This window comes from Rhodococcus sp. C-2, assembly GCF_027854095.1.
GTDB classification, from domain to species: domain Bacteria; phylum Actinomycetota; class Actinomycetes; order Mycobacteriales; family Mycobacteriaceae; genus Rhodococcus_F; species Rhodococcus_F qingshengii.
This window is the reverse complement of sequence record NZ_JAQGFI010000001.1, coordinates 85,015-102,539: the sequence shown is the minus strand read 5'-3', so window position 1 is coordinate 102,539 and position 17,525 is coordinate 85,015. Positions and strand designations below refer to the sequence as shown.

At 63.2% G+C, this 17,525-nt stretch carries 16 protein-coding genes; 7 read left to right on the top strand and 9 right to left on the bottom strand.

The window, feature by feature from the left end; translation table 11 throughout:
- Nucleotides 1-2 precede the first annotated feature (2 nt).
- The gene (locus PCS43_RS00470; RefSeq protein ID WP_007729886.1) at nucleotides 3-560 is read left to right on the top strand and encodes an NUDIX hydrolase; all 558 of its coding nucleotides are present in this window, start codon (nucleotides 3-5) and stop codon (nucleotides 558-560) included.
- Between the two features lie 35 nt (nucleotides 561-595).
- On the opposite strand, the gene PCS43_RS00465 is transcribed toward PCS43_RS00470, so the two are convergent.
- Both PCS43_RS00465 and arc read right to left on the bottom strand, forming a co-directional pair.
- Nucleotides 596-1,273 (bottom strand): TIGR00266 family protein, encoded by a 678-nt coding sequence (locus tag PCS43_RS00465; protein WP_003944961.1) that lies wholly within the window; start codon nucleotides 1,271-1,273, stop codon nucleotides 596-598.
- A 118-nt stretch (nucleotides 1,274-1,391) separates the two neighbouring features.
- Nucleotides 1,392-3,167 carry a proteasome ATPase gene (gene arc / locus PCS43_RS00460; protein WP_209908701.1) on the bottom strand — a complete coding sequence of 592 codons (1,776 nt, stop codon included), beginning with the start codon at nucleotides 3,165-3,167 and terminating at the stop codon, nucleotides 1,392-1,394.
- Between the two features lie 195 nt (nucleotides 3,168-3,362).
- Between arc and PCS43_RS00455 the strand changes: the two genes are divergently transcribed.
- Complete coding sequence (locus tag PCS43_RS00455) at nucleotides 3,363-3,887, top strand: hypothetical protein (RefSeq protein WP_003944789.1); 525 nt, start codon at nucleotides 3,363-3,365, stop codon at nucleotides 3,885-3,887.
- Nucleotides 3,888-3,951: 64 nt separating this feature from the next.
- Here the strand turns inward: PCS43_RS00455 and PCS43_RS00450 are convergent, their stop codons facing one another.
- Nucleotides 3,952-4,875, bottom strand: a complete 924-nt coding sequence (locus tag PCS43_RS00450) for a tRNA (adenine-N1)-methyltransferase (RefSeq protein WP_007729892.1) — start codon at nucleotides 4,873-4,875, stop codon at nucleotides 3,952-3,954.
- A 138-nt stretch (nucleotides 4,876-5,013) separates the two neighbouring features.
- Here PCS43_RS00450 and PCS43_RS00445 point away from each other — a divergent pair, with 138 nt between their 5' ends.
- Complete coding sequence (locus PCS43_RS00445) at nucleotides 5,014-5,904, top strand: RecB family exonuclease (protein WP_370852750.1); 891 nt, start codon at nucleotides 5,014-5,016, stop codon at nucleotides 5,902-5,904.
- A 1-nt stretch (nucleotide 5,905) separates the two neighbouring features.
- Nucleotides 5,906-6,715, top strand: coding sequence for a thioesterase family protein (locus PCS43_RS00440; protein ID WP_209908704.1), 810 nt, complete (start codon nucleotides 5,906-5,908; stop codon nucleotides 6,713-6,715).
- 46 nt (nucleotides 6,716-6,761) lie between these two features.
- Here PCS43_RS00440 and hisG read toward each other — a convergent pair whose 3' ends face one another.
- The 6 genes from hisG to metH form a co-directional block, all read right to left on the bottom strand.
- Nucleotides 6,762-7,613, bottom strand: a complete 852-nt coding sequence (gene hisG / locus PCS43_RS00435; protein ID WP_209908709.1) for an ATP phosphoribosyltransferase — start codon at nucleotides 7,611-7,613, stop codon at nucleotides 6,762-6,764.
- Nucleotides 7,614-7,710: 97 nt separating this feature from the next.
- On the bottom strand, nucleotides 7,711-7,974 hold the full coding sequence (locus PCS43_RS00430) for a phosphoribosyl-ATP diphosphatase (RefSeq protein ID WP_003944933.1): 264 nt from the start codon (nucleotides 7,972-7,974) through the stop codon (nucleotides 7,711-7,713).
- A 59-nt stretch (nucleotides 7,975-8,033) separates the two neighbouring features.
- The gene (locus tag PCS43_RS00425; RefSeq protein ID WP_245361694.1) at nucleotides 8,034-8,894 is read right to left on the bottom strand and encodes a pseudouridine synthase; all 861 of its coding nucleotides are present in this window, start codon (nucleotides 8,892-8,894) and stop codon (nucleotides 8,034-8,036) included.
- 57 nt (nucleotides 8,895-8,951) lie between these two features.
- Entirely contained in the window at nucleotides 8,952-9,812 is an 861-nt protein-coding gene (trhO, locus tag PCS43_RS00420; protein ID WP_042450983.1) for an oxygen-dependent tRNA uridine(34) hydroxylase TrhO, read from the bottom strand.
- Nucleotides 9,813-9,824: 12 nt separating this feature from the next.
- On the bottom strand, nucleotides 9,825-10,523 hold the full coding sequence (locus PCS43_RS00415) for an HAD family hydrolase (RefSeq protein WP_007729900.1): 699 nt from the start codon (nucleotides 10,521-10,523) through the stop codon (nucleotides 9,825-9,827).
- Nucleotides 10,516-14,085 carry a methionine synthase gene (gene metH, locus PCS43_RS00410; RefSeq protein ID WP_209908715.1) on the bottom strand — a complete coding sequence of 1,190 codons (3,570 nt, stop codon included), beginning with the start codon at nucleotides 14,083-14,085 and terminating at the stop codon, nucleotides 10,516-10,518. Before metH ends, PCS43_RS00415 begins: the two co-directional genes overlap by 8 nt.
- A gap of 168 nt (nucleotides 14,086-14,253) precedes the next feature.
- Here metH and PCS43_RS00405 point away from each other — a divergent pair, with 168 nt between their 5' ends.
- The 3 genes from PCS43_RS00405 to PCS43_RS00395 all read left to right on the top strand — a co-directional run bounded on the left by PCS43_RS00405 (nucleotide 14,254) and on the right by PCS43_RS00395 (nucleotide 17,497).
- Nucleotides 14,254-15,108, top strand: coding sequence for a PAC2 family protein (locus PCS43_RS00405; RefSeq protein WP_223257810.1), 855 nt, complete (start codon nucleotides 14,254-14,256; stop codon nucleotides 15,106-15,108).
- On the top strand, nucleotides 15,105-16,265 hold the full coding sequence (locus PCS43_RS00400) for an MFS transporter (protein WP_065455762.1): 1,161 nt from the start codon (nucleotides 15,105-15,107) through the stop codon (nucleotides 16,263-16,265). Before PCS43_RS00405 ends, PCS43_RS00400 begins: the two co-directional genes overlap by 4 nt.
- 146 nt (nucleotides 16,266-16,411) lie before the next feature.
- Entirely contained in the window at nucleotides 16,412-17,497 is a 1,086-nt protein-coding gene (locus PCS43_RS00395) for a hypothetical protein (protein ID WP_007733759.1), read from the top strand.
- The last annotated feature ends 28 nt before the right edge of the window (nucleotides 17,498-17,525 follow it).

Here is a 17,525-nt window from a genome sequence, read left to right as displayed (position 1 = left end):
GAATGCACCAACCTCTCACCGCAGACCTGAATCCCGCGGACGAGGTAGTCGCCGTGTACGACCGGACGGGTAATCCGATCGGCCGAGCACCACGTTCGGTCGTCTACTCGGGTGGGCTCTGGCACGCGAGTGCGGGCGTCCTGGTTCGTACCGGGGACGGCTCCCGCATCTACGTCCATCGCCGAACCGACACGAAAGCGGTGTTCGGGGGCTATCACGACTGTCTTGCCGGAGGTGTCGTCGATCCAGGTGAGACGCCGCAGGAAACTGCGATCCGTGAAGTCGGTGAAGAACTCGGAATCTTCGGAACGGCAGACCAGCCACTCCGACTGACGGAGATCGCTCGAAAATCCTGGGACGGCGAGTGGAACAACTCTCCGTTGCGCTGTCACCTGTTTGCGTTCGAACTCAGATACGACGGGCCGATGGCACATCAGCCCAGCGAGATCGCCGAAGGTTGGTGGTGGACGCCGAAAGAACTCGGCGCCCACCTGCAGGACCCGTCGTGGCCGTTCGTTCCGGACTCACGCGCGCTGCTGGCCGACTATTGCTGGAGCTGAACACCGCTGGGACTGAACACTGGTGGGACCTGTGATCAGCCCGGGGTGATCGCCGAGAGCCACGCAGCGAACGCGCTGGGGTTGCGGGTCTGCGCGAGAACGCGACCGGGTCCGGTGAAGTCGAAGACAAATCCTTCACCGGACTTCATCGACTGAATGGTGCGCCCCTGAACGGCGCGCCGCATGTTGAAATTCATGCCGAGGTCGTAGGCGACCACGTGACCGGTATCGATCGTGACTGTCTCGCCTGGCTGCAAGTCGATGACGTCGATCGCGCCGTAGACGGCCAGCACTACTTCACCGTCGCCACTTGCCCGCAGGCCGAAGCCTCCTTCACCGCCGAAGAGGTTGGACATGCCGCCCCACTTGGACTCGACCGTCACACCGTAGGAGTTGGCCAACCAGGTTCCACGGTTGAGGAAGAACGGGCGATCAGAGGTGATGGTCAGCGGGATCAGATCTCCGGGAAGCACACCAGTCACGTCGACCCAACCACCCTGCGGCGGAGCGGTATACGTCGTGACGAAGAATGATTCGCCGCTCAGCATCGACCGCTTGAGTCCCTGCAGGACGCCGCCCTGCGCCTTCGCTTCGAGAACTACGCCGGCAGAATGCGCGAGCATCGCCCCGCTCTCCACGCGCAGCGGTTCGCCGGGCGCGAGGTAGCAGCGAGCGACTGTGGACGACGGATTGTGTCGAAGATGTATCTGCACGGCGGGACTCTAAACCAGCGCGACCGACCGGTCCAATCGCAACGAAGTCAACGGCAGCGACGCAGAGATCGGGCCGACAACTCTCGAGGAGTGGCCGGCCCGATCGATGTTCGTTTCGCTACAGGTACTGGCCGGTGTTCGATTCCGTGTCGATCGCCCGGCTTGCACTGGCGTTCTTGCCCGTGACGAGAGTGCGGATGTAGACGATCCGCTCACCCTTCTTACCCGAAATACGTGCCCAGTCATCAGGATTGGTGGTGTTGGGCAGATCCTCGTTCTCGGCGAACTCGTCGACGATGGAATCGAAGAGGTGCTGCACACGCAAGCCCGGAGCACCGGTGTCGAGCACAGACTTGATCGCGTACTTCTTGGCGCGGTCGACGATGTTCTGGATCATCGCCCCCGAGTTGAAGTCCTTGAAGAACAGAACTTCCTTGTCGCCGTTGGCGTACGTGACCTCGAGGAAACGATTCTCTTCGCTCTCCGCGTACATGCGATCGACGACGCGAACGATCATCGCCTTCAAGCATGCAGTGCGATCTCCACCGAACTCGGCGAGGTCGTCCGCATTGATCGGCAGACCGTCCACCAGGTACTTCGAGAAGATGTCCTGAGCGGATTCCGCGTCGGGGCGCTCGATCTTGATCTTCACGTCCAGTCGGCCGGGACGCAGGATGGCCGGGTCGATCATGTCCTCACGGTTGGACGCGCCGATGACGATGACGTTCTCGAGCCCTTCCACGCCGTCGATCTCGCTGAGCAGCTGCGGAACAACCGTTGTCTCGACGTCGGAGGAGACTCCCGAACCACGGGTACGGAAGATCGAGTCCATCTCGTCGAAGAAGACGATCACCGGAGTGCCCTCGGACGCCTTCTCACGAGCACGCTGGAAGATCATCCGAATGTGACGCTCGGTTTCGCCGACGAACTTGTTCAGAAGTTCCGGGCCCTTGATGTTCAGGAAGTAGGACTTGGCGTCCTTGCTGTCCTGACCGCGGGCTTCGGCGATCTTCTTGGCCAACGAGTTGGCGACGGCCTTGGCGATGAGCGTCTTGCCGCAACCAGGCGGACCGTAGAGCAGTACACCCTTCGGCGGCCTCAGCGAGTACTCGTGGAACAGATCCTTGTGGAGGAACGGGAGTTCGACGGCATCACGGATCTGCTCGATCTGACGCCCGAGACCACCGATGTCGTCGTAGTGAACGTCCGGAACTTCTTCGAGAACCAGATCTTCGACCTCGGCCTTCGGGATGCGCTCGAAGGCGTACCCGGCCTTGGTATCGACGAGCAACGAGTCACCCGGACGCAGTTTCCTGGTCGGAGAATCGGCGTCGTACGCGATTATGTCGGCTTCGGGGTCGGCGAAGACGGCCGCCAACGGTGCTGCGAGCCAGACGATGCGCTCTTCGTCGGCATGGCCGACCACCAGTGCGCGCAAGCCGTCGTCGAGTACCTCACGGAGCGTGCTGATCTCACCGACCTGCTCGTAGGTGCCGGCCTCGACGATGGTGAGTGCCTCGTTGAGGCGAACCGTCTGCCCGAGGGCGAGGATGTCCGTGTCGATGTTCGGTGAGCACGTCAACCGCATCTTGCGACCCGACGTGAACACGTCGACGGTCTTGTCCTCGTGTACCGAGAGAAGGACTCCGTAACCGCTCGGCGGTTGACCGAGTCTGTCGACTTCTTCACGAAGCGCGATGAGCTGCTGACGGGCCTCTTTAAGGGTGTCCATCAACTTGCTGTTTCGGATGGACAACGAGTCCACCTTCGACTCCAGCTCACGCACCTGCTCCGGCGATTGTGCAAGTTGTCGGCGCAGTACTTGTGCTTCCACTCGTAGCGCGTGGAGTTCTTCTGCTGCCGCAACCGAATCCGGGTTCTCTGTCGAGCTCATGTGCGTCTCCTCCCAGTGCGATCCATCAACGCTACCGGCATAAGGCCCCAACTGTCGCCAGACACGGTGCGCGAGTGCGAATTCACACCTGCGCGCGGACCGTGCCGACTGGTCTCGAGCCAGAATTTGGTCATGTTAGCCTTGCCTACAAGATGGAGACAGCGCCTGTCTCTCTTTACAACGAAAGGTAACGCTGTGATCATCCGCAAGACTCTCATCAGCGCTTGTGCTGTCGCTGCCGTCCTGACCATGGGTGCATGCAGCTCGGACGACAACAAGGATTCGACGGCTGCAAGTTCTACTTCCGCCGCCGCCTCGAGCACCACGGCCAAGGCCTCGGCTTCCGCCACGACGTCAGCTGCCGCTGCCGCAGCGGCTCCGACGGCCGAGGAGCTCAACGCTTCGCTCGTCGCTCTGATCGATCCGGCCAAGCCGATCGAGGAGAAGACCGCTCTGGTGGTCGACGGAACCAAGCGTCAGGCCAACATCGAGACGATGAGCGCTGCACTGGGCGGTAACCCGGCCTACGCGATCACGTTCAACGTGGACAACGTCAAGGTCGACGGTCAGACCGCAACTGCAGACGTCGCCGTCGTCAGCCCGCACGGCGCCGCCCCGGCCACCCCGTGGACCTGGGAGCTCGAAGACGGCTCCTGGAAGCTGTCCGACACCTCGGCATGCGTGCTCCTGGAAATGGGCCGCGCTTCCTGCACCGCATAACTTCCAGCTACTACAAGAGCGGCGATCCGGATACCGGATCGCCGCTCTTGTTGTTTTCGTGTGACTACTTGGCCGCGGTGTTCGAGCCCTTGCCCGCACGCCGCTGCGGCTTCGGGGTGACAGTTCCTTCGGCGAGACGACGAGCGCTCACGAGGAACGCGGTGTGGCCTTGCATCCGATGTTCGGGGCGCACCGCCAAACCGACGACGTGCCAACCGCGCACGATCGATTCCCACGAGCGTGGCTCGGTCCAGCATTCCTGCTCGCGCATCGCCTCGACGACCTTCGAGAGCTGAGTAACGGTCGCGACGTAGACGATCAACACGCCGCCCGGCACGAGTGCCTTCGAGACGGCAGGCAGGACGTCCCACGGGGCCAGCATGTCGAGGACGACGCGATCGACCTTGCCTCCGTGCGCTTCCGGATCGAACTCGGCGAGATCGGCGATGGTCAGTTCCCAGTTCGGCGGACGTTCCCCGAAGAAGGTCTCGACGTTGCGAACCGCATGTTCGGCATGATCGTCGCGGACCTCGTAGGAGATGACCTTGCCCTCGGGTCCGACGGCACGCAGCAGCGAACATGTCAGTGCGCCGGAGCCGGCTCCGGCCTCGAGCACGCGTGCTCCTGGGAACACGTCGCCTTCGTGGACGATCTGAGCTGCGTCCTTCGGGTAGATGACCTGGGCACCGCGCGGCATGGACAGCACGTAGTCCACCAGCAGGGGGCGCAGTGCGAGATAGGGCGTGCCGTTGACCGACTTGACGACGCTGCCCTCGTCGGCACCGATCAGATCGTTGTGAACGATTCCGCCCTTGTGGGTGTGGTATTCGCGGTTCGCCTCGAGAACGATCGTGTAGTGGCGTCCCTTGCCGTCGGTCAGCTGTACTCGGTCGCCGACGCGGAACGGACCTGACGGCCGCTTGCCCGGCGCAGTGAGATCAGCTTCTGGAAGCTCTTGTTCGGGAATCTCGGCGACAGCGGACTGCACAACCTCATCCACTTCGGTCGTGCCTTCTTCTGGTTGCAGCTCGTTCGCCATGCGCAGATGATCCCTGTTCGCTTGTTTCCGGTGTCCTCGCCACCGGCTCCGACGGAGTTGTCGGACCAACCGCATAGCCTGCCAGGTGTGAGCTCTGTCGAATTGCCAACCCCCACTCCAACGGGTGCAACATCACACGAGCGCCCGCGTAGTCGGCCGGCGCTCTCTCCGTCTCGGGCGGGTGACTACAAACAATGCCCCCTGCTCTATCGCTTCCGAGCAGTCGACAGAATTCCGGAAACGCCAACCAGAGCCCAGGTCAGAGGCACCGTCGTACACGCGGCACTGGAAGCACTGTTTGCACTCCCGACCGGTCACCGGGTTCCCGATCGCGCAGCCGAACTCGTCCGTCCCGCGTGGGAACGTGTCAGTGCCGAGTCTCCCGAGGCCGCTGACCTTGTTCCGGAGGGCGAGCTGGATTCGTTCCTCGACGAAGTCGGCAAGCTCGTCGCGACGTACTACACGCTCGAAGATCCCACTCGATTCGATGCCGAGGCGTGCGAGGTCTACGTCGAGACCGAATTGGAGAACGGCGTTCGACTCCGCGGCTTCGTCGACCGGATAGACGTTGCACCGACGGGTGAGGTGCGGGTGGTCGACTACAAGACCGGAAAAGCGCCTCGCGAGTTCACCGAATCCAAGGCGCTCTTCCAGATGAAGTTCTACGCGCTCGTACTGCTGCGCACTCGCGGAATCGTTCCCGCACAACTGCGCCTGATCTATCTGGCCTCCGGCTCGATTCTCACGTACGCCCCGGATCACGACGAGCTCATCCGATTCGAGCGAACCCTCTCCGCCATCTGGAAAGCGATCCTCGCAGCAGGTGCGACCGGAGACTTCAGACCCAAGCCTGGCAAACTGTGCGACTGGTGCGATCACAAGTCACTGTGCCCCTCGTTCGGCGGAACACCTCCGCCCTATCCAGGTTGGCCGGACCTGCTGAGCACCGAACCTGTTGCCGCAAAGGAGAATTCATAACATGACGGACAGTTCGTACTACCGCTACCTCGGAACGACGGAGGAAGGGCACGAGCGGTTCGCGAGCACGCAGGCAACTGTCAGCATCTGGGGCCCGACACTGCAGCACGGCGCTCCCCCGTCGGCGCTGTTGGTACGAGCCCTCGAGCGGTGCGGTGCGCGCGACGAAACCCGTCTGACGCGCGTCGTCGTCGAGATTCTCGGACCGATTCCGATTGCCGACCTCGAAGTCCGGTCCTGGATCGAACGACCCGGTCGCCGAATCGAATTGATCGTCGCCGAACTGTGGGCAACCACCGCCGACGGATCTGCACGCGCGGTTGCGCGCGGTACGGCGTGGCGGATGGAGACGGTGGATACCGGCGACGTCGTCCACGTAGTCGATCCCCCGCTCGAACCCCGCGACAGCGGCACCCCGGGCGTTCTCGAGGGTCTGTGGAGCGTCGGCTATCTCAAGACCCTCGACTGGTCCTGGATTGCTCCGATCGGGTGCGTGGGAACCGGGAAGGTATGGGCGCGCCCCAAGCCAGAGCTGGTCGAGGGTGAGAAGATGTCTGCTCTCGAGCGTTTGTTCGCGGTGGCCGACATCTCAAACGGGGTCGGCGCCAAGCTCGACCCGGAGCACTGGACGTTCCTCAACACAGATCTCACGGTGCATATCTTCCGTGTGCCCGAGGGAGAGTGGGTCGGTGTCGCCGCCGAAACCACAACGGGTCCGGACGGCGTCGGCATGTGTGCGGGCATGCTCTACGACGAGCAGGGTGCGGTGGGCCGTATCGCCCAGACTTTGCAGATTCGCGCCCGTTCCTGATTTCCAGGAACGGGCGCGAATGCGCGTAAATCTATTCAGGCAGTGATCAGAAAGCGCGTACCGAGCGGATGTTCGACGCGAGGATGGCCTTGGCACCGAGTTCGGCCAAGGCATCCATCACCTGGTTGTGTCCCTTGATCGGGACCATCGCGCGAACCGCGACCCAGTCGGGATCGGCCAACGGCGAGAGCGTTGGCGACTCCATACCGGGTGTCATCTTGATGGCGTCGTCGAGGATGGTGCGCGGGCAGTCGTAGTCGATCATCAGATTCTGCTGTGCGAAGACAATTCCGCGTACGCGTTCGATGAGCTGGTTGCGTGCGGGATCGTCCTGCGGAGCGCCGGTGCGCTCGATCAGGACACCTTCGGAATCGCAGAGCGATTCACCGAAAGCCACGAGGTTGTGTTGGCGGAGAGTACGGCCCGATCCGACCACGTCGGCGATCGCGTCGGCGACGCCGAGCTGAATCGAGATTTCCACTGCTCCGTCGAGACGGATGACGGTGGCGTCGAGTCCGCGATCTGTGAGGTCCTTTTGGACCAGGTTCGGGTACGACGTTGCAATGCGCAGGCCGGACAGATCCTCGACGGCCCAGTCCTTGCCGGCAGGTGCTGCGTAACGGAACGACGAACGGCCGAAGCCCAGTGACAGACGCTCGGATACGGGAGCACCCGAGTCGCCGGCGAGATCACGACCGGTGATGCCGAGATCCAGCTCACCGGAGCCGACGTAGATCGCAATGTCCTTGGGGCGCAAGAAGAAGAACTCGACCTGATTGGCCGGATCGAGGACTGTCAGATCACGGGAATCGGTGCGTCGACGGTAGCCGGCCTCGCTGAGAATCTCGGCGGCGGACTCGGACAGTGAGCCTTTGTTGGGAACTGCTACGCGCAGCATGGTGGATGTCCTTTCGGAAGGTGTGGGTGACGTGAGACGACATGAATCGGAAGCCCTGGACGAGCGAGACGGAGTACATCTCGCTGGTCAGCTCCGATCACAGATGTCGGTACACGTCCTCGAGGGTCAGTCCGCGACCGACCATCAACACCTGCGTCCAGTACAGCAGCTGGGAAATTTCCTCGGCTAGCTGCTCATCGCTCTGGTATTCCGCAGCGATCCACACTTCACCGGCTTCCTCGATGACCTTTTTGCCCTGAGCATGCACACCGGCGTCGAGGGCGGCGACAGTGCCGGACCCCTCGGGGCGAGTAGCAGCGCGCTCGGTCAATTCGGCGAACAAGGATTCGAAGGTCTTCACGGGTAGCTATTCTTTCACGAGGACGGAAGCGGTTTTCACACGCCCACGAACAGCGGTGTTCACAGGCCTGCGTCGAGGCTGCGCGAACTCACGAACCTGCGGGTCTGCCCGGTGATCGGATCCGGGTACTCCAACGCTCGCGCCAACAATCGCAACGGAGTCGAGAAGTCACCGGGCACTGCGGGCAGATACTCCGGATAGTAATTGTCACCGACGATCGGGACGCCCAGCGAGTTGAGGTGCAGCCGAAGCTGATGGGTCCGGCCGGTCCGTGGGAGCAACCTGTATCGCCCGAGCGTCCGGCCGGCCGAGTCGGTGATCACCTCGATCAGTTCGATCGAGGTCTCACTGTTCGGCTCGCCCGCGATTTCGGTAGCCGTCATCTCGCCGTGAACTTTGTTGATGCGGCTGCGCACCGTGCGAGGGAAAGTCAGTTCCGGATCGAAGCCCGCAATCGCCTCGTACTCCTTGACGATCCGCTGCGCGGCAAAAAGTTCCTGGTACGGCCGTCGTAGGTCCGGTGTCACGGTGAACACGATGACACCCGCCGTCATCCGGTCGAGGCGGTGAACTGGCGCAAGATCCGGAAGGTCCAGGTCACGACGCAAGCGCACGACTGCGCTTTCGACGATGTGCGCTCCCCGTGGAATGGTCGCCAGGAAGTGCGGTTTGTCGATCACGAGAATCGAGTCGTCGCGGTACAAGATCTCGATCTCGTGCGGAACCGGAATCTCGGGGGCCGGCTCGCGGTAGAAGTACACGAACCGGGTCGGCTGATAGGGCGTTCGGCTCGTGATCTCCCGCCCGTGCTCGTCGACGACGTCCCCGGCGCTGACGAGGTCCGCCCACAGGTCCCGCTCCCCGGGATGCTCGCCGACCAGGTGCTCGAGGACGGTCCGCGCCGACGACTCCGCCGGCATCCGCAGCCGGTCAGGTCCGAGACCGTTTCGGATCGGCAACGGAGCCTTGGGCACAGCTCAGTCCTGCTCGAGGTCTGGTGAACAACTCTCGCAGAGCAATTCGAGGGTTCGGCCGTCGCCGTCGATCCGGTTGCGGTACCGCGGGGTCGGAGTACCACAATCGACACACACGCCGAGTGTCTTGGCTTCGGATGAGAACTCGATGTTCATCCGCTTGTCGAACACGTACAGGGAACCGTCCCAGAGGCCGCGGTCGCCGAAAGTCTCGCCGTAACGGACGATTCCGCCGTCCAACTGATAGACCTCGTCGAAGCCACGTGAGCGCATCAGCGAAGACAACACCTCACAGCGCACTCCGCCGGTGCAGTACGTGACCACGGCTTTGCCCTTGAGATGGTCGTATTTGCCACTGTCGAGTTCGTTGACGAAATCCCGAGTGGTGGCGACGTCCGGAACTATCGCATCTCGGAAACGGCCGATCTCGGCTTCGAAGGCATTGCGCCCGTCGAAGAACACGACGTCGTCACCGCGAGTGTCGACGAGTTCGTGTAGTTCCTTGGGCACCAAGTGAACTCCTCCGCCGACCACACCGTTCTCGTCGACTTTCAGCTCGTCGGGGGCACCGAACGTCACGATCTCCGAGCGTGCCTTGACACTCAGACGAGGGAAATCGTTCCCGAGGCCGTCCGACCACTTGATGTCAGCGGTACGGAAGGGTTCGTAACCACGCGTACCACGGACATATCGCTTGACATCCTCGATGTCTCCGCCGACCGTCGCGTTGATCCCGTGCGGCGAGACGATGATCCGGCCCGTCAGGTTGTTGGACTCGGCCAGGCTGTGCTGCCACAGCTTGATCGCTTCCGGGTCCGCCAACGGCGTGAACTGGTAGAAGAGAACAATTTTCGGAATAGCCACAGCAAATCCAGCCTAACGTGCCGCGCTCGAGTGAACGTCGTGAAGATCGTGAATGGACAAGTCCAACAGGGACTCTCGAAACACGCGTCCAGGGCCGGCGGGGACGTCGACCTCACACGGAACGACGAGCACCGCGCAACCCGCAGCGCTGGCCGACGCCGTGCCGGTCGGCGAGTCCTCGATCGCGAGGCACTGCGCCGGCTCGAGTCCGAGCAGATGCGCGCCGCGCAGGTACGGATCCGCTGCCGGTTTCCCGTTGGGGACCTCGTCGCCACACACCGAATGGTCGAAGAACTCACGGCCGAGCATGCCGAGTGCCCGATCGACCAGAACTCGCTCGGTGTTGGTGACCAGTGCAGAACGCAGACCACCGTCACGCACGGTCGACAGTGCGTCGCGAGCACCCGGCCGCCAGGTCACGCCGTCCTCGAACAGATCGCCGACGCGGGTGTACATCCAGTCCTTCGCCTCGGCGATGGCATCGGGATGCTTCTCCAGGCCGAGCGCGTCGAACACCGTCGCAAGGGCGAAGGGACTCGACGCACCGATGACGGCAACTCGTGTCGCTTCCGTCATCGGTCCGCCCAGGCGTAGGGACAGCTCACGAAGCGCGATGTCCCACAGCTTCTCCGAATCGAGCAGGGTGCCGTCCATGTCCCACAGGACACCACCGAGCGTTGATTCGGATACTTCGGTCAACAACTCAGACATTGAAATACTTTGCTTCCGGGTGGTGCAGGACAAAAGCGTCCGTGGACTGCTCAGGATGCAGCTGCAGTTCCTCGGACAATTCGACGCCGATTCGTTCGGGTTCGAGCAACGCAACCAACTTGGCTCGATCCTCGAGATCCGGGCACGCGCCGTATCCGAACGAATAACGAGCGCCGCGGTACTCGAGATCGAAGTAGCCGGCAACCTCGGTGGGATCCTGCTCCGCGACGGTGTGACCCTCGGGAAGCACTAGCTCTTCACGGACGCGTCGATGCCAGTACTCGGCCAGAGACTCCGTGAGCTGGACACCGATTCCGTGAACCTCGAGGTAATCGCGGTACGAGTTCGACGCGAACAACTCGTTGGCGAAGTCCGCGATCGGCTGACCCATCGTCACCAACTGGAACGGGAGTACGTCGACCTGCCCGGTGGCCTCGGCGTCCTTGCGCGAGCGAACGAAGTCCGCGATGCACAGGAAGCGGTCGCGGTGCTGGCGCGGGTAGGTGAACCGGAACCTTTCGGGTGCATCCGGTTTCGGCTCGGTGAGCACGATGACGTCGTCGCCCTCCGAGATCGCCGGGAAGTACCCGTACACGACCGCGGCATGCGCGAGGATGCCCTCGGACGTCAGCCGATCGAGCCAGTACCGAAGTCGCGGACGGCCTTCCGACTCGACCAGTTCCTCGTACGTCGGACCGTCGCCCTTGCGCTGACCGCGAAGGCCCCACTGGCCGAGGAAAAGAGCGCGCTCGTCGAGCAGCCCCGAGTACTCGGACAGCGAGATTCCCTTGACGATGCGCGAGCCCCAGAAGGGAGGTGTCGGCACCGCGATGTCGGTTGCGACATCGGAACGCTCCGGCAGGACCACGGGAACCGCTGCAGCCTTACGCTTTTCGGCGATGCGCTTGGAACGCTCGTGACGTGCCTTACGCTCGGCAGCCTTCTCGCGAGCAGCGATGGCCTCCGGGCTGTCCGGCGCCGGGCCGCCACCACGCTTGGTCGTCATGATCTGGTCCATCAAGTTCAGACCCTCGAAGGCGTCGCGGGCATAGCTGACGTCGCCCTCGTACACCTCCTGCAAGTCGTTCTCGACGTAGGAGCGCGTGAGCGCCGCACCACCGAGCAGAACCGGGAACTTCTCGGCAACTCCGCGTGCGTTGAGTTCCTGGAGGTTTTCCTTCATCACGACAGTGGACTTCACGAGCAGTCCGGACATGCCGATCACGTCGGCTTTCTTGTCCAATGCGACGTCGAGGATGGTCGCGATCGGCTGCTTGATACCGATGTTGACGACCTCGTAGCCGTTGTTGCTCAAGATGATGTCGACCAGGTTCTTGCCGATGTCGTGAACGTCGCCCTTGACGGTCGCGATCACGATGCGACCCTTGCCGTCCTCGTCGCTCGCTTCCATGTGCGGTTCGAGGAATGCCACGGCAGCCTTCATGACCTCGGCCGACTGCAACACGAACGGCAACTGCATCTGTCCGGAGCCGAACAGCTCGCCGACGGTCTTCATGCCCGAGAGCAAGGTCTCGTTGATGATGGCCAGCGGAGGCTTGATCGTCATCGCCTCGGTGAGGTCGTCGTCGAGGCCGTTGCGCTCACCGTCGACGATGCGGCGTTCGAGCCGGTCGAACAACGGAAGTCCCGCCAGTTCCTGCGCACGAGACTCACGCGCCGACGCTGCCGAAACGCCCTCGAACAGAGCCATCAGCTTCTGCAGCGGGTCGTACCCCTCGCTACGACGGTCGTAGACGAGGTCGAGTGCAGTTTCACGCTGCTCGTCCGGAATTCGGGCCATCGGCAGAATCTTGGACGCGTGAACAATCGCCGTGTCCAGACCTGCCTCGGTGCACTCGTGCAGGAACACCGAGTTGAGGACCTGACGAGCTGCCGGGTTCAAACCGAACGAGATGTTCGAGATACCCAGGGTGAAGTGGAGTTCCGGGTACACAGCCTTGAGCTGACGGATCGCTTCGATGGTCTCGATGCCGTCGCGTCGTACCTCTTCCTGACCGGTCGAGATGGGGAAGGTCAAGGCGTCGACGATGATGTCGGACTCGGCGAGTCCCCAGTTTCCCTTGATGTCCTCGATCAGACGCTTGGCGATGGCAACCTTCGTCTCGGCGGTGCGAGCCTGGCCCTCTTCGTCGATGGTCAGGGCGACGACCGCCGCGCCGTGCTCCTTGACCAGAGTCATGATCTTGTGGAAACGCGATTCGGGGCCGGCGCCGTCTTCGTAGTTGACGGAGTTGACGGCGCAGCGGCCACCGAGGTGCTCGAGGCCGGCCTGCAGCACGGCAGGCTCGGTGGAGTCGAGCATGATCGGCAGCGTCGAGGACGTCGCCAGGCGGCTGGCAAGTTCCGACATGTCGGCGGCACCGTCGCGGCCCACGTAGTCGACGTTGAGGTCGAGCATGTGTGCGCCGTCGCGGGTCTGATCCTTGGCGATGTCCAGGCACTTCTGGTAGTCCGCGGAGAGCATCGCCTCGCGGAAAGCCTTGGAGCCGTTGGAGTTCGTGCGTTCGCCGATCATCAGGATGCTGGCGTCCTGCTCGAACGGCACCGCCGAGTACAGCGAAGAGGTGCTCGGCTCGTGGATCGGCGTGCGCTGGGCCTTCTCGACCTGGCGGACCGCGTCGGCGACCGCGCTGATGTGCTCGGGCGTCGTACCGCAGCAGCCACCGACGAGGCCGAGTCCGAACTCGGAGACGAAACCACTGAGGGCTTCGGCCAATTCGTCAGCAGTCAGCGGATACTCGGCGCCCTTGGGACCGAGCTGCGGCAGACCGGCATTGGGCATGACCGACACCGGCAGCGTGGAGTACTTGGACAGATGACGGAGATGTTCACTCATCTCGGCCGGCCCGGTGGCGCAGTTCAGACCGATCATGTCGATACCGAGTGGCTCGAGTGCCGTCAGCGCCGCACCGATCTCACTGCCGAGGAGCATCGTTCCGGTTGTCTCGACCGTCACGTGAGTGATGATCGGCAACCGCAGTCCGAGTTGCTCCATCGCACGCTGGCTGCCGAGGATTGCAGCTTTCACCTGAAGCAGGTCCTGGCAGGTTTCGACGAGGATGGCGTCGGCGCCACCGTCGATCATGCCGAGCGCAGCTTCGGTGTACGCGTCACGCAGGACTGCGTACGGTGCGTGTCCCAGGCTGGGGAGCTTGGTTCCCGGTCCCATCGAGCCGAGTACGAATCGGGCCATGCCGTCGCGGCCTGGTCCCATCTCGTCCGCTACTTCACGGGCGAGAGCAGTGCCTTTTTCCGCGAGTTCGCGGATCCGGTGAGAGATGTCGTAGTCGGCGAGGTTGGGCAGGTTGCAACCGAAGGTGTTGGTCTCGACGGCATCGGCACCAGCGGCGAAGTACGCACGGTGGATGTCTTTGAGCACGTCGGGACGGGTGTCGTTGAGGATCTCATTGCACCCCTCGAGGCCGAGGAAGTCGTCCAGGGTGAGGTCCGCGGCCTGCAACATGGTGCCCATCGCTCCGTCGCCGATGACAACGCGCTGTTTCAGCGCATCAAGCAGGGCAGAGTTAAATGGGGCAGACATGCCGTCCAGAGTAGTGGGCGCACCGACAAGCTCTGGCCGTAGGCTGGGTGGGTGAGTCCAAGTGAGTTCCCCGTCACTCCCGACGGCCCGGTCGATTTCGATGATTCCGCGGCCTTCGAGAGCCCTGACGGCTTTGCCGTCGACAGCAGCGACCGCCTCGAGGGCGACATCCCTGTCCTACGTGATCCCATCCTCGTTGCAGCTTTCGAGGGCTGGAACGACGCCGGTGACGCAGCCAGCGGTGCGGTCGAACATCTCGAGCTGATCTGGGATGCCCAGCCGCTCGCCGAACTCGATTCAGAGGACTACTACGACTATCAGGTCAACCGCCCCACAGTCCGGCAGGTCGACGGTGTCACTCGCGAAATCGTTTGGCCGGCAACACGTTTGTCGGTCTGTTCGCCTCCTGGCAGCGAGAGTGACATCGTCCTGCTTCGCGGGATCGAGCCCAACATGCGGTGGCGCAGTTTCTGCGAGGATCTGCTCGAGCTGATCGACCAGCTGAACGTCAAGACGGTCGTCATCCTCGGCGCCCTGCTCGCCGATACTCCGCACACCCGACCGGTCCCGGTGACGGGCACGGCCTACAGCAGTGAATCCGCCGCCCGATTCAACCTGGAACAGACGCGGTACGAAGGCCCGACGGGCATCACCGGGGTTCTTCAGGACGAGTGCGTTCGTGCTGGTGTACCCGCTATTTCGTTCTGGGCGGCGGTTCCGCACTACGTCTCGCAGCCACCCAACCCGAAGGCCACAGTGGCCCTCCTTCAACGAGTCGAGGATGTTCTCGACATCGAGGTCCCACTCGGGGAGCTCCCGGCTCAGTCGGAGGATTGGGAGGAAGCGGTCAACGAAATGACCGCAGACGATGAGGAAATCGGCGAATACGTGCGCACCCTGGAAGAACGGGGAGACGCCGAAACCGACATCAGCGAAGCAATCTCCAAGATCGACGGCGATGCCATCGCCGCGGAATTCGAGCGCTACCTCAGACGGCGAGGCCCCGGCAGCTTCGGACTGTGAGCAAGAACACTCCAGAAGAAGGCGGAAGTACACAGCGCCCACTGCGCCTCCGGCTTCAGCTGATCGCGCTGTACGCCGGCGGGTTCCTCGGCCCGTTCGGCGGCGGCGTGGTTGCTTCGATCCTTCCCGAGATCGGTGACGATCTAGGGGTCGGTCCGTCGGCGGCCGCCTCTTCCCTCACCGCGTACCTGCTCCCCTTCGCCGCTCTGATGTTGGTGTCGGGGACACTCGGGACGCGGTGGGGCAAGGTTCGGACGGTGCGCATCGCTTACGGCGTCTACGTCCTCGCGTCGTTGGCATGCTTCCTCGCCCCGACACTCGAGATCTTCCTTGCCGCCCGGGTACTGCAGGGCTCTGCGAACGCATTCACCACGCCGCTACTGCTTGCCTCGTTGGCGGCCGCAACACCGCAGGCACGGCTGGGTCGAGCCCTCGGAGCCTTCGGCGCTTTCCAGGCCGCAGGGCAGTCGTCGGCTCCGTTGATCGGCGGACTGGCGGCCGAATTCGACTGGCGTCTGGCCTTTCTCGTCATCGCAGTGGTCGCGGGCATTCTGGGAGCCGTCGGACTTCCGAAGTCCGAAGCACCGGCAGCGACCGCTCCCGCCCGTCTCCGCGATGCATTACGCCCCGAAGTGCTCCGCATCGGTATCGCTGCATTGCTCGGCTGGGGCGCCCTCGGTGGACTGAGCTTCCTGCTCGCCTTCCGCTTCGAAGACGAGTTCGGGCTGTCCCCCACCGTCCGCGGCCTACTGCTCACCGTCTTCGGCGTGGCCGGCATCCTCTCGGCCCGGCGCATCGGAATCCTCATCGATCGCATCGGCGCACGCTCCTCCGTGATGATCGGCGCCCTGGGCGGAGCAGTTCTGGTCTCCGTAGTCGGCCTTGCCGGCTTGGTGCCGGTGATCGCGATCGCATGGTTTGTCGCAGGCGTCGCGAGCCAGTTCGTGCTGGTCGGCGTCAACGCGGCGGTCCTCGGATCCGCGGGGCCGAACCGTGGCGGCGCCGTGTCCGTCGTCCAAGCGATGCGCTTCGGCGGCGCCGCTCTTGCTCCCCTGGCCCTGACACCGATTTACGACTCTTCGCCTGCCGCGAGCTTCCTGATCCCCGCACTACTGCTCGCCGTCGTCGCTCCCCTGATCATGCCGAAGCAACGCTGATCGATCTCGGCAATTTCGAATTTGAAGTTGTGTAGGTAGTGAGTTTCTCGGCGAAAGCGACCACCGTTGTCGCGAGGCTGTCAGGGCGAACCTTATTCGGAAAATCTCGTGTTTCCGTCGTCGACAGATATTGATACCATTGGAACATGAGCGAATCTGAGTCGGAACCGGAACGGCCGATCGACATTTTTCGGCGATCGGTTGCCGTCATCGAAGAAAATTTGCCTCCTACCTGGTCTTTGTCGACGCAGCGCTCCCCCGACCTGTCCGAGGCGCCACTCCGACTCGACCTCCGCTCCCCTGACGGCTCGGTGGCCAAATTCGGCGTGTACGCCGCTCACGGTGTCCTGAGCAGCGACGTTCCCGGTATCGCCGATCGCTTCCCCACCGGTCAATCGGGCTTCGTGTGCGCAAAATATCTGTCCGAGCCGGTTCGCCGGCAGCTCGATTCCCACGCGATCTCGTACGCAGACGCCACGGGCAACGTGTCGTTGACCGCTGATCGACCCGCCGTCTGGGTGCGTGGACGCGGAGCCGACGCCGATCCGTGGCGGGGGCCTGGTCGTCCTTCCGGACAGCTGACGGGCGATCCGTCAGCTCGCGTCGTGCGTGCGCTTGCCGATTTCGCGGCGCCACTGGCGATCACTGCCTTGGTGCGCCTGGCCGGTGCGTCGACGGGAGCAACCTATCGGGTGGTTCAGACACTGTCGGATCGTGAACTGGTGACCAGGCTCCCCCGCGGTGGGATCGGTGACGTCCGCTGGCCGAAGATGCTTCGTGAATGGGCGGCCGAAGCCGGCGCCAAAGCGCCGACGCCTCACGGCTTTCACGCGCCGGACGGGTTGGAAGCACTCTTCGATCAACTGCGTCAGCTCAGCGGTCACATCTACGCCGGTACCGCCTCGGTGGCCGCGGCACCCTTTGCTCGGTACGCGCCCACTCGACGTGCCCACTTCCATGCCGACAACGTCGATCAGTTCGCCGACGCTCTCGGACTACGGCGGGTGGAATCCGGCGGTGACGTGTGGATCACCGCTCCCCTCTCACCGTCTGCCTTCGACCGATTGCTCACCCGCGACGGCATCCGCATCGTCGCCCCCAGCCAAGCGTTCGCCGATCTGCTGGTCGGCCCGGACTCCGACGAGGCGGCGGCCGAGCACCTGCTCACATGGATGATCGAGAACGAATCGCAGTGGCGACGCGCCGCATCCCCTGCTACGGATCGCCCGTAGGAAAAAGAGGGGGCGTCTCTCGCCTACC

Bases quoted from the DNA above. Each gene is read 5' to 3' on its own strand.
- PCS43_RS00470 (WP_007729886.1), top strand. From the start codon at position 3: ATGCACCAACCTCTCACCGCAGACCTGAATCCCGCGGACGAGGTAGTC.
- arc (WP_209908701.1), bottom strand. From the start codon at position 3,167: ATGAGCTCGACAGAGAACCCGGATTCGGTTGCGGCAGCAGAAGAACTC.
- PCS43_RS00440 (WP_209908704.1), top strand. From the start codon at position 5,906: ATGACGGACAGTTCGTACTACCGCTACCTCGGAACGACGGAGGAAGGG.
- hisG (WP_209908709.1), bottom strand. From the start codon at position 7,613: ATGCTGCGCGTAGCAGTTCCCAACAAAGGCTCACTGTCCGAGTCCGCC.
- PCS43_RS00425 (WP_245361694.1), bottom strand. From the start codon at position 8,894: ATGCCGGCGGAGTCGTCGGCGCGGACCGTCCTCGAGCACCTGGTCGGC.
- PCS43_RS00415 (WP_007729900.1), bottom strand. From the start codon at position 10,523: ATGTCTGAGTTGTTGACCGAAGTATCCGAATCAACGCTCGGTGGTGTC.
- metH (WP_209908715.1), bottom strand. From the start codon at position 14,085: ATGTCTGCCCCATTTAACTCTGCCCTGCTTGATGCGCTGAAACAGCGC.
- PCS43_RS00395 (WP_007733759.1), top strand. From the start codon at position 16,412: ATGAGCGAATCTGAGTCGGAACCGGAACGGCCGATCGACATTTTTCGG.